The sequence below is a fragment of the Polyangiaceae bacterium genome (genome assembly GCA_015075635.1).
Classification (GTDB): domain Bacteria; phylum Myxococcota_A; class Polyangia; order Polyangiales; family Polyangiaceae; genus JADJKB01.
The window spans coordinates 2052780-2064605 of the sequence record JABTUA010000002.1 but is presented as its reverse complement, the minus strand read 5'-3'; the positions used below and the strand labels follow the sequence as shown (position 1 = coordinate 2064605).

The window sequence follows — 11826 nt, the reverse complement described above, 5'->3', positions numbered from 1 at the left end:
CCGAGCCTAGCGCAGGATCGGCGCCAGCAGGGCGGCCTGCGCCAGGAGCGCGACGAAGGCGATGGGCAGCGCGCGTGACCAGGCGAGGCGGTGGACGGCGACCACCGCGCGGGCGACGAGCGCCCACTCGGCCAGCATCAGCCCGAGCCCGGTGAAGCGCACCAGCTTGCCCAGGCTCGCGAAGCCGAGGCTCAAGTAGGCGACGAAATCCGGCAGCACGAACAAGACGGCGAGGGGCAGCGCGTAGGCGAAGCCCGCGCTGGCCAGCATGCTCGCGCGACCGCCCGCGCCGCCGGCCCAGCGCGAGAGCAGCTGGCACACGCCGCCCACCACGATCCAGCCGAGGAGCAGCGCGGGGATCAGCCACAACGCTTGCCCGAGGTAGTAGCTCTCCTTCGGCAGCGGGACGAGGCTCCGAGACGGCGCGTGCCCGTCGAGCCAGAGCAACACGCACAGTGCGGACCACGCCGCGCCGGTGGCGACGACCGGGATCGCGGCGGTGCCGACGGACGGGCGGAGCGCCACCCGATCGAGAGTTCTCCCGGGGCTCGTGAGCAGCCCCAGACTGATCGCGCCGGCTTCGACCACCTTCACGAGGCCATGATAGCGTCGTTCCGCGATGGCCTCTGCCGGCGATCTCGTGACGGCGCCCCCCAGCCTCGGCGAGCTCCTGTCCCGCCATCCTTGGCCGAAGGAGCTCACCGACAAGGGCCGCCCGCTGGAGTTCCTGTGGCACTTCGAGCTCGACGCCACCCCCAGCGAGCTCTGGCCGTTCATCAGCGACACCTCGCGGCTGAACCGCGCCATGGGCGTCACGCGCATGAATTTCGAGGAGCGCGACGGCGTGCTGCACGGCAGCGCCGTCAACGGCGGCTTCCTCCAGGAGTGGGTCGAGGTGCCCTGGACCTGGGTGGCCGAGCGCGAGATGACCTCGGTGCGCCTCTACAGTCGTGGCTTTGCCCACTCCGTGCGCGGCATCTTCGAGCTTCACCCGCTCGGGGAGCGCACGCGCGTGAGCGTGTACTTCGGCTGGGTGCCCCGGGGCTTCTGGCAGCGCTGGTTGCTCGGCATCGGCATGCGCCCGCTCGAGCGCGAGTTCTCGCGGGTGCTCGGCGAGGTGGAGCGGACCATCGGGGACGCGCGCCGGGCCTCGAATCCCTTCGTGATGGCGCCGCCTGCGCTGTCGGAAGAGGCGCGACGTCGCCTGGACGAGCTCGGCAAGCGGCTGGTCGCCGACGGCGTCGAGCCGGAGCTGGTGCGCCGCATCGCCGAGCACCTGAGCTCGGAGGACGAGATGGACCTGTTCCGGATCCAGATCCTGCCGCTGGCGCGGCGCTGGAAGCAGGCCGAAGACGCGGTGCTCGAGGCGTTCCTGAAGGCGACGCGGATCGGGCTCCTGTCCTTGTCCTGGGACGTCATCTGTCCGCACTGCCGAGGCGTGAGATCCGAGGTCCGCACCCTCGGTGAGCTGCCGAAGAGAGGTGACTGCAAGGCTTGCGGCATCGACTTCGAGACCGCCAGCGACGAGGCCATCGAGGTGACGTTCCACGTTCACCCCTCGATCCGCGAGGTCCAGCGCCAGTTCTTCTGCAGCGCCGAGCCGGCGTTCAAATCGCACATCAAGCTGCAGCAGCTGGTGCCGCCGGGCGAGCGCCTGCGCTGCACCACGGCGCTCGCTCCCGGACGCTATCGCTTGCGCGTCTCGGGGCTGCCCGAGGCGAGAGCGCTCGAGGTGCGGGAAGAGTCCGAAGCGGCGGAGGTCGAGTGGAGGCCCGGCGCGGACATTGCGCCGGAGTCCCGCCCTTCGCCGGAGCTGGTGCTCGAGAACGACGCCGACGAGCCGCGCACGTTCGTGGTCGAGACGCCGACCTGGTCGGACGACGCGCTCCGGCCGGCGCGCCTGCTCAGCTTCCAACAGTTCCGGGATCTGTTCACCGAGGAGTACCTGGGCTCCGACGTGCAGCTCTCGGTGGGCCGGCAGACCATCTTGTTCACGGACGTGGTCGGCTCGACCAAGCTCTACGCCACGCGCGGGGATCCCGGCGCGTTCGTGGACGTGAAGCGGCACTTCACCGAGATCTTGGAGGTGGTGAAGCAGCACCACGGCGCCATCGTGAAGACCATCGGCGACGCGGCCATGGCGGCGTTCCCGAGCCCGGTGGACGCGCTGGCGGCGGCGGAGCAGATCCAGCTCCGGCTGCCGCCCGGTCGCGAGGACTTGTCCATTCGCGTGCGCGCCAGCATCAACGCGGGACCTTGCATCGCGGTGAACCTGAACACCAACCTGGACTACTTCGGCAACACGGTGAATCTGGCCGCCAAGCTCCAGGCCTGCGCGGAGGCGGGGCAGATCGCGTTCCCCGCCGCGTTGCTCGACCAACCCGGTGTGAAGGAGCTGCTGGAGTCCAAGCAAGCAGAGCTCCACGAGGAGTCGTTCGAGACGCCGGGCGCGGGCAACCTGCGGGTGCTCCGCTGGGACGTGAATCCTTGAGTCAAGGGTCCCTGCTTCTGGGATAGATTGGCCGGGTGAGCTTCCGGTCGAAACCGATGCACGCGGGTCTGCTCCTCGCGGGTGCTCTCCTGCTCGGCGCGTCCTCGTGCCGCGAGCTGGTCGGTGTCGAGGAGCGAGCGAGCGCGTGCGGTGGCCTGCCGTTCGCGGAGGCGACCTGCGCCGCCTGCACCGACCAGGCTTGTTGTGCCGAAGGGGCGACCTGCTCCGAAGACGCCAAGTGCGCGGCGGCGGCCAACGCCGTGCACGCCTGCGCGGACTCGGATCCCGAGTGCAGGGTGGCCGCGGCGAGCACCGCACCGGTCGGAAACTCCGCGCTCGACGCACTCGGCAAGTGCACGCGGGCAAAGTGCTCGCTGGCGTGCAAGGCGTGCGGGGGGCTCGTCGACCGCTTCGGCGCCGGGTGTGACCGTTGCATCCAGCAGGCCTGTTGCGGCGTCGCGACGACCTGCGCGGCCGACTCGTCGTGCGCAGCCGCCCTCACCTGCGTCCACGAGTGCAACGACCTTCCAGACTGCATTCGGCAGTGCCTGAACGGGCCGCTCCGAAACCAGGCGGTGGCCGAGCTTCAGAACTGCCTCGTGCATCCCTGCGCAGACGCCTGCGATACCGGACGCGCGTGGGAGTGCGTCGACAACTACAGCTGGGGTACCGGCTCCACGACACCAACGCTGTCCTATGCCATCACGCTCGTCGACATTTTGACCCAGGAGCGGGTTCCCGGCGTGCACGTCCAGCTGTGCAACGCGCTGACCCTGGACTGCTCCGTGCAAGCGACGAGCGACGAGAACGGCGTGGCGTCGCTCATCATTCCGCTGGCGCCGTCCGCGGTCTTCCTGGGCTACGCCCGGCTGACCAAGGCCGGCCACAAGACCATGCTCGTGACCACCAGCAAGGCGCTGTCCAAGGACGCCGCGGAGACGTTCTTCATGGTGACCGATCTGCAGTTCCTGGGGCTGATCACGCAGTTCTCGGTGAACTACGACCCCCAGAAGGCGGTGGTCTTCGCCACGGCGCTGGACTGCCGCGGCTTCAACGCTCGCGGCGTCACCGTCGAGATCGACCCGGGGGACCCGGGGATCATCACCTCGTACTTCCGCGCCGCGGGCGTGAAGACGATGCAGACGACAGAGTCCGGAACGGCTGGGATCATGAACGTTCCGCTCACCCAATCCTACGTCACCATTCGCCTGCTCGTGGGCAGCGAGCTGGTGGGCCAGGCGGCGGTGCCCATCGAGGCAGGTGCCATCACGCAGTCGCGGATCTTCCCGCGCACCTGAGCCAAGGTTGTGGGATCATCGCCGGGTGAGCTCCTTGCCCCCGCTCGTCGCCGGCCGCTATCGGCCGCTCCGTGTCCTGGGCAAGGGTGGTATGGGAGTGGTGTACGTCGTCGAGCACGTCCACACCGGCGAGCAGCTGGCGCTCAAGGTGCTGAGCGCCCAAGCCGTCGGGAGCACCACCGCCGTCGAGCGCTTCAAACGCGAAGCCCGCGTGCCCGCCCAGATCAAGAGCGAGCACGTCGTCCGTGTGACCGACGCTGACGTCGCGCCCGAGCTCGGCGCCTTGTTCTTGGTGATGGAGCTGCTCGAGGGCAGCGACCTCGATCGGCTGAGCGACGGCACACCGCGGGCGCCGGAGCGGGTGCTGAGCTGGTTCCGCCAGCTCGCCCGCGGCCTCGACAAAGCCCACCGCATGGGCATCGTGCACCGCGACCTGAAGCCCGAGAACCTGTTCCTCACGCACCGGGAGGACGGCAGCGACTGGATCAAGATCCTCGATTTCGGCATCGCGAAGTTCGTCGCCGACGGCGGCGCGGAGGGTCGGGCCACGGAGACCGGCAATGTCGTCGGCACTCCGCGCTACATGGCCCCCGAGCAGGCGACGGGGGAGGTGAGCCGCATCGGGCCTGCCGTCGACGTGTGGGCGCTGGGGATGATCGCGTTCCGGTTGCTCGGCGGGCGGGACTACTGGACGGCACCGACGATCGCGCAGCTCATCCACCAGATCGTGTACGAACCGCTGGCGCCGCCCTCGGCGCGCGGAGTGGATCTGGGCCCGGCGTTCGACGCCTGGTTCGCGCGCTCCTGCGCCCGCGATCCCGCGGACCGCTGGCCCAGCGTCGGCGAGCAGGTCGAGGCCCTTGCCCAAGCCGTTCTTGGCGTGGAGCCGCAGCTGGCCCCGTCGGCCATCGAGCGCATCGGGGTGGAGACCACGCTGGCGGTCACGCCCGGCGAGCGCAGCGCGCCGCCCGTCGACGCCATCCGCGCGAACGCCACGGGCTCGCTCGCCGGCGCCGCGAGCGCCGCAGTGGATGTGCGGCGGCGTGGTCGAGGCACGCCGCTCCTTTTGGGCGTCCTGACGGTCCTGGTCCTGGGGGTGGGCGTGTGGTTCGGGTCGCGCGCGGCGGGCCCCGCCACGGATTTGGCACGCACCGCCTCCGGTCCCGCACAGTCGCCGACTGCGCCCATTGCTCCTTCGGAAGAGGTCCGTACCCCCGAGCCGTCCGCGAGCGCGATCACCGAGCCTCCGGACGCCGGATCGGACGCCGGACCGCGGCCGAAGGCCAAGCCGCGGCCAGCGGGTGATCCGCTGCAAGAGCAGTTCTGACTCCGCTCAGAAGCGCGCGCCCACCGTGGCTTTCGCTCCCCCACGTCCCACGCTTGGCTGCAACCAGAGGCCTCTTCGCTCTCGAGCGCCCGAGTCCGCGCTGAAGTAGAGGAACGCGCCGGCGCCCAGCGCGGTGGCGCCGACGACGATGCACAGGGTCGAGAGATCTGCCGCGCTGCGCGCCTGGTCCGCCGCCTCTGCTCCGGCCGGAGTGCAGCGGTCGTTCGGGCAGTTGGCGTCGCTGTCGGACCATTTCGAAAAAGCGCGCAGCCCGAAATAGGTGCCGGCGCCGACGCCGATCAGACCGAGGCCCCCCATCACCAGTCCTGCCGTGCGCTGCGTGGCGCCGGGACGGTTTGGCTCACGCGGCGTTGGGGAGACGAGGAGTGGCGCTGCCGCGGGCCCGACGGGCACCGGCTGCGCCTCGGGTGGTGCGCTGTCTTCGGGCGCAGCTTCCAGCGCCGCGATGCTCACGCTCTGCGCGTCCGCGGTCGCGCCCACCTGCACCTTGCGGCGCCAGATCTGTCTGCCCGGAGCGCGAGCTTCGATGGTGTGCTCGCCGGGGTCCACGGGCATCGCGGTGCCCCAGGCGCCGCGGCCGACCTCGCTGCCGTCGCGGAACACCCGCAGCTCCGGCAGGTCGGCGTCCGGGGCGACGCTGATGGTGATGCGCGACAGCCTCGGCTCGAGCTTCGCGATGTGGGCCTCGGCGAGCTTCACTCGCTCCGCTTGCCTGTCGCGCTTGGCCCGTGCCCGGGCCTCGACGAACGCCGCGTAGGCGGTCGCCGTCTTGCCTTGCTGCTCCTGGCAAATCGCCAGGTTCAGCAGCGTGCCGGTGGCGGGCACCAGGCGCTGGCTCTCGCCGAGCTTGGCGCACGCCTCGGCGACCTTGCCCTGGCCCAGGAGCCTCCGTCCCTCCTTGAAGAGCTCCGTGGAGAGCGCCTTGTCCTCCGCCGAGGGCTCGGCGAGCGCGAGCGACGGCAGGAGCCAGAGCGCGACTCCCACCGTCCTGACGACCCGCCCCGAAGGCATGACGCCGAACTTATCACGCCGACTTCGCCAGCTCGACCACGCTCGCCACCGCCTGCGCGATGCTGCCGAAGGCGTTCTCACCGCCGCCGAACTGCGTGACCTTCACCTCGCCGAACTTCTGGCCGACGGCGGCCGCGAGCTTGGGCAGGTTCTCGGCGGTGAGCACGCGCGCCTGGGCTTCGGCCCGCTCGCGCTCGGCGCGGGCGTGGGCCAGCGCCCCTTCGGCCTGCGCGCTCTGCTCGACCAGGATCACCTCCGCGAGCGCCCGCCTGCGCTCGACGTCGCCGCTCACCTCGACGCGCGCGAGCTCCGCCCGCTTGGCCAGGGCCTGGGCGCGGATCTCGTGGGCCTCGAGCTCCGCGCGCGCCTCCTGCACGGTGCGCTCGTGGGCCAGCACCGCGTCGCGGGTACGCGCTTCGGCCTCGCGGCGGGCGATGTCTGCGGCCTGCTCGCGCAGCTTCGCGGCGGCCGCGAGCTTCGCTTCCTCGACCTCGCGGACCATCGCCGCCTCGCGCAGCGCCAGGGCCTTCTTCGCCTCGGAGGCCATGCGCTCGAGCTCTTCCTTGCGCTCTCGCACCACGAGCTCGCTCTGGATGCGCGCTTCCTCCACTTGGCGCGAGAGATCCGCCTCGCGCGTCGCGATGTCCTTCTCCGCCTGCGCTCGCGCCTGGCGCGCGCTGCGCTCGAGCTCGGCGCGGTAAGGCGCCTGCATGGCGGCGAACACGCTCTCGCTCAGGATGCGGACCTCCTGGATCTCGATGGTGTCGATGACGATGCCCCAGCCCTTGGTGGTGAAGTCGTCGAGCTTGCCCTCGCCGCCCACGACCGGTGAGACCTCACGCAGGAGCTCCTCGGCCAGCGCGCTCTTGCGCTTCTGAAGGCAGTCCTCCACGCTCAAGTTGGCGACCAGGCGGCGCGTGGCGCCCACGAACATCCCGGTCAGCGCCTCCTCGAGCTTCACCTGCGCGCGCTCGGGGAAGCTGAAGTTCAGCACTCGGTAGGCGATCAGCGGCTCCGCGATGCGGTACACCGCGAGCCCGACGATCTCGACTCCGACCTTCTCCAGCGTGACCTGATCGGCGCGGAACATCAGGCGCTGGAACGAGGTCGGCACGACGGCGACGGCGTCCCACGGCCACTTGAAGCAAGTCGCGCCTTGCCCGGAGCTGCGCCGGCGCACGCTGCCGCGCCGGACGTGGACCAGGTACTCGCTGGGCTTTGCCGTGACGAAGCCCCAGCGCTTGGTCTTCTCGGGATCTTCGACGGGCTTGCCTTGGCGCCAGCCGGCGGCCTCGGTGGGGAGCTGACTGACCTGAATTTCTGCGCGACGCATCGTGTGCCTCCTGCGAAGGCTGCCTCGCACGACGCGTGCCAGCGCGGATCTGCCTCGAATCCTCGGGTGCGCGCCAGCGTGACGCGTCCTTCGGGAGCGCCGCGCCCCAACCCGAAGCACAAGAGAAAAGAACCCCGACCGGTGGCGCGGGGAGACGCCACCGGTCGGGGCCCAAGACCAATCAGCCGCAGTACGTGACCTTGTCCGGGCAGCAGTCGCCGGCGCCTGCGCAGGCCGAGTCGCAGTAACAGCTCCCCGCGGACTTGCCGCCGCAGTACCCGTTGCAGGTGCCCGTCGTGGTGCTGCTCTTGCAGTAGCCGCCGGAGCAGGTCAGGCCCGTGCAGCAGTCGGAGCTGTAGGTGCAGGCCGAGCCGCTCGACTTGCAGGGCGTCTTGCAGGTGCCGCTTTGGCAGGTCAAGCCGGTGCAGCAGTCGGAGCTGTAGGTGCAGCTCAGGCCGCTCGACTTGCAGGCGGTGCCGCAGTAGCCGCTGTTGCAGGTGAGGCCTGAGCAGCAGTCGGAGCTGTAGGTGCAGGTGGAGCCGCTCGACTTGCAGGCGGTGCCGCAGTAGCCGCTGTTGCAGGTGAGGCCTGAGCAGCAGTCGGTGTTGTAGGTGCAGCTCAGGCCGCTCGACTTGCAGGCGGTGCCGCAGGTGCCGCTGTTGCAGGTGAGTCCCGAGCAGCAGTCGGTGTTGTAGGTGCAGGTGGAGCCGCTCGACTTGCAGGCGGTGCCGCAGTAGCCGCTGTTGCAGGTGAGTCCGGAGCAGCAGTCGGAGCTGTAGCTGCAGCTCAGGCCGCTCGACTTGCAGGGCGTCTTGCAGGTGCCGCTCTGACAGGTGAGTCCGGAGCAGCAGTCGGAGCTGTAGCTGCAGCTCGAGCCCGAGCTCTTGCAGCCAGGGCCGCCCGCGGCGCCACCGGAGCCCGAGGTGCCGCCGTCGCCCGCCGTGCCGCCGAACGCGCCTTCACCGCCGAAGCCCGCGGCGCCGCCGCCCGCCTCGCCGCCGAATCCCGCCGCGCCGCCGCCGCCGGCCGCGCCCCCGAAGGCCGCGCCCCCGGTTCCGGGGCTTCCCGCCTCGCCGCCGGTTCCGGAGGTGTTTCCAGTGTTGCCGGAACCTCCGACGTTGGCGCCGCCGGTGCCGACGCCGGCGTCGTCGAAACCGACGCCCCCGCTCGTGCCGGCGCCGCCGCAGGCGACGACCAGCGAAACCAAGCCCACAACCGAAGCGAATCGAACGATCTGCATGACGAGTCTCCCCGAAAAAACCTGTTCGAACCCACACGGGGGTCCGAGGCGGCTCCTCCTACGACGCCCCCCCGGACCACCTTCCCCGCCTTTGCCCCACATCCCCTTGACGTCCCGGTGACTCGCCCAGAAAACCCTCCCCGATGCGACTTCGAGCCCTGCTTGCCACCTCCGCGTTGATCGCGGCCGCCGGCGTTGCCCAGGCGACGCCCCCTCCCAAGCCCCCTGCGGCGCTGAGCCTGCCGGTCGAGCAGTACCAGCTCGACAACGGCCTGACGGTGCTGCTCTCCGAGGACCACCGGCTGCCCGTGGTGGCGACGGAGATCCGCTACCTGGTGGGCTCGGCCCACGAGAAGAAGGGGCGCAGCGGCTTCGCCCATTTGTTCGAGCACCTGATGTTTCAGGGCAGCAAGCACTTCGACGACGAGTACTTCAAGCCCTTCGAGCCCATCGGCGGCAGCGTGAACGGGACCACGACCCAGGACCGCACCAACTTCTTCGAGCGGGTGCCCTCGAACTACCTGGATCTGGCGCTCTGGATGGAGTCCGATCGCATGTTCAACCTGCTGCCGGCGCTCACCCAGGACCGCCTCGACAACCAGCGGGACGTGGTCAAGAACGAGCGCCGCCAGCGCTACGAGAACCCGCCTTACGGCATGGCGTGGATCTACCTGACCGAGGCCCTCTACCCCGCGAGCCACCCCTACGGCCACTCGGTGATCGGCTCGCACGCCGACCTGACCGCGGCGTCCCTGGACGACGTGAAGGGCTTCTTCCGCGAGTACTACGGGCCGGCCAACGCGGTGGTCACGCTGGTCGGCGACTTCGAGTCGGCCCAGGCGAAGGCGCTGGTGAAGAAGTACTTCGGCGGCGCCGAGGGCAGCGCGGGCAAGCGCGCACCAAAGCCGACGGCCAGCGTGCCCAAGCTCGAGTCCGTCGTGCACGTCGTGAAGACCGACGACGTGAAGCTGCCGCGCATCTACCTGGCCTGGCACACCCCGGCCATCTTCGCTCCCGGCGACGCCGAGCTCGATCTGTTCTCCAGCATCCTGACCAACGGCAAGACCAGCCGCCTGTACAAGCCGCTGGTCTACGACAAGAAGGTCGCCAAGGACGTCGAGGCGTTCCAGGCATCCATGCAGCTCTCCAGCTTCTACGTGGTGCAGGCCACCGCCGCGCCCGGCAAGACGCTGAAGGAGCTGGAGACCGCGCTGATGGAGGCGCTGGAGAAGGCGCTCGCCACGCCGCCCAGCGACGACGAGATGAAGCGCGCGGTGAACGGCTACAAGAAGGAGTTCTACCAGCGCGTCGAGGGCGCCGTGTCCCGCGCCACCACGCTCAGCACCTACTACCACGCGACCGGCAAGGCCGATTACCTGAAGCAGGATCTCGCGCGCTACACCGGGGCCACCCCCAAGAGCGTGCACGAGACGGCGCAGAAGTGGCTCGACCTGAAGCACCACGCGCGCATCGACATCGTGCAGGGCCCCAAGGCCGGAGGAGCGCAGCAATGAACCGCCGAGGCTACGCCGTCGCCGCGCTCTTCGCCTTCGGTTGCGGAGGTGCACAGCAGGAACCGGCCAAGCTGCCGCCGCTCCCGCCGGCGCCCACCGCGGCGCCGACCACGGCCCGAGGGGACGCGCCGGATCGCGCCAAGCTGCCCGCCCCCGCGCCCACGCCCGCCTGGGCGTTGCCCCCGCCCGAGATCTTCGCGCTCAAGAACGGCATGAAGGTCTACTTCGTGAAGCAGGGACCCACGCCGCTGGTGAGCGTGGTCCTGGTCGTCCCTCGGGGCAGCGCCACCGATCCGAAGGGCAAGGCGGGCCTCACCGCCCTCACCGCCGACATGCTCGACGAAGGCGCGGGGGGCAAGGACTCGCTGGCGCTCTCGGAGGAGCTCCAGCGGCTCGGCACCGACTACTCGGCGAACGCCGACGTGGACAACGTGATGCTGGCGATGAACACCATCGCCGACAGCCTCGAGCCGAGCGTGAAGCTCCTCGCCGACATCGTGCAGAAGCCCGCGTTCGACCCGAAGGAGTTCCAGCGCCGCAAGGACCAGCGCATCGCCGACGCGCTGGCCGCGGAGAGCGAGCCGGCCTCCGCGCGCGCCATCGTGCTCAGGCGTGCCCTGTTCGGCGACGGCTACGGCTCGGACCTCGCGAGCGGCACGCGCCCCAGCCTGAGCAAGCTCCAGCTCGCGGACGTGAAGGCGCACTACCGAGCGCTGTTCGCACCGGAGGGCGCCGCCTTCGTGGTCGTCGGCGGCATCGACAAGGAGCCGGTGAAGCAGGCGCTGGAGGCGAGCTTCGGCGAGTGGAGCGGCGCGGCGAAGGCCAAGAGCCCGGCGGTCTCCAGCGCCAAGCCGGAGAAGGCCGTCTTCTTCGTGGACTTCCCCGGCGCGACGCAGACCGCGATGACCATCGCGCGCCGCGCGCCCGGCGAGGGCACGCCCGAGTACTTCCCGGCGCTGGTGATGAGCCGCGTCTTCGGCGAGGCCTTCACCAGCCGCCTGAACCTGAACCTGCGCGAGGCGAAGGGCTACACCTACGGCGCCGGCTCGAGCTTCCGCCGGTTCAAGGACACGGGCCTGTTCGGCCTGTCGGCGTCCGTCAAGCGCGAGGCCACGCGGCCCAGCATCGACGAGTCGTTCAAGGAGCTCCGCGATCTGTGCGCCTCGCGGCCGATCAGCGCCCAGGAGCGCGACGAGGCGGTAGGCGGGCTCCTGCTCGGCTTCCCCGGGCGCTTCGAGCGCGGCGGCGACGTCGCCGGTCAGCTTGCGGCCATCCCGCTCTACTCCCGCCCCGACGACTGGCTCGAGAAGTGGTCGGAGCGCGTGAAGGCCGTCACGGTCGAGCAGGCCAACGAGCTCGCCAAGGGATACTGCAACCCCGACGAGTTCGTCGTGGTGCTGGCCGGTGATCGCAAGGTCGTCGAGCCGACGCTCGAAGGGCTCGATCGCAAGCTCTTGTTCTTCGACGCGCAGGGCAACCGCGCGAAGAAGTAGTCGAAGGGCGCACCACTGAACCGGGCGCGCTGGGCGCCGAGGGGCGGCGAGCGCCGACCGAGGCGCGGCGCAGGGCGTCAGGAGTAACGCGCATGCGC

At 70.3% G+C, this 11826-nt stretch carries 9 protein-coding genes; 5 read left to right on the top strand and 4 right to left on the bottom strand.

Translation table 11 applies throughout. From position 1 onward, the window contains the following. Positions 1 to 6 precede the first annotated feature (6 nt). Positions 7 to 594: a hypothetical protein gene (locus tag HS104_25475; GenBank protein MBE7483313.1), complete on the bottom strand. Its 588-nt coding sequence runs from the start codon at positions 592 to 594 to the stop codon at positions 7 to 9. Between the two features lie 25 nt (positions 595 to 619). Here HS104_25475 and HS104_25470 point away from each other — a divergent pair, with 25 nt between their 5' ends. From HS104_25470 to HS104_25460, 3 genes are read left to right on the top strand one after another with little or no spacing between them, the layout of a single operon-like run. Beyond that, on the top strand, positions 620 to 2491 hold the full coding sequence (locus HS104_25470; GenBank protein MBE7483312.1) for an adenylate/guanylate cyclase domain-containing protein: 1872 nt from the start codon (positions 620 to 622) through the stop codon (positions 2489 to 2491). A 35-nt stretch (positions 2492 to 2526) separates the two neighbouring features. Next, positions 2527 to 3789, top strand: a complete 1263-nt coding sequence (locus tag HS104_25465; protein ID MBE7483311.1) for a hypothetical protein — start codon at positions 2527 to 2529, stop codon at positions 3787 to 3789. Positions 3790 to 3814: 25 nt separating this feature from the next. Further along, positions 3815 to 5116 (top strand): serine/threonine protein kinase, encoded by a 1302-nt coding sequence (locus HS104_25460; protein MBE7483310.1) that lies wholly within the window; start codon positions 3815 to 3817, stop codon positions 5114 to 5116. A 6-nt stretch (positions 5117 to 5122) separates the two neighbouring features. Here the strand turns inward: HS104_25460 and HS104_25455 are convergent, their stop codons facing one another. From HS104_25455 to HS104_25445, 3 genes are all read right to left on the bottom strand, one after another. Further along, positions 5123 to 6148 (bottom strand): hypothetical protein, encoded by a 1026-nt coding sequence (locus HS104_25455; GenBank protein ID MBE7483309.1) that lies wholly within the window; start codon positions 6146 to 6148, stop codon positions 5123 to 5125. Positions 6149 to 6161: 13 nt separating this feature from the next. Further along, positions 6162 to 7481 carry a hypothetical protein gene (locus HS104_25450; GenBank protein MBE7483308.1) on the bottom strand — a complete coding sequence of 440 codons (1320 nt, stop codon included), beginning with the start codon at positions 7479 to 7481 and terminating at the stop codon, positions 6162 to 6164. A 181-nt stretch (positions 7482 to 7662) separates the two neighbouring features. Continuing rightward, the gene (locus HS104_25445) at positions 7663 to 8721 is read right to left on the bottom strand and encodes a hypothetical protein (GenBank protein MBE7483307.1); all 1059 of its coding nucleotides are present in this window, start codon (positions 8719 to 8721) and stop codon (positions 7663 to 7665) included. 143 nt (positions 8722 to 8864) lie between these two features. Here HS104_25445 and HS104_25440 point away from each other — a divergent pair, with 143 nt between their 5' ends. After that, positions 8865 to 10235: an insulinase family protein gene (locus tag HS104_25440; GenBank protein ID MBE7483306.1), complete on the top strand. Its 1371-nt coding sequence runs from the start codon at positions 8865 to 8867 to the stop codon at positions 10233 to 10235. Continuing rightward, positions 10232 to 11728, top strand: a complete 1497-nt coding sequence (locus HS104_25435) for an insulinase family protein (GenBank protein MBE7483305.1) — start codon at positions 10232 to 10234, stop codon at positions 11726 to 11728. The genes HS104_25440 and HS104_25435 overlap by 4 nt, the downstream gene beginning before the upstream one ends. Positions 11729 to 11826 lie beyond the last annotated feature (98 nt).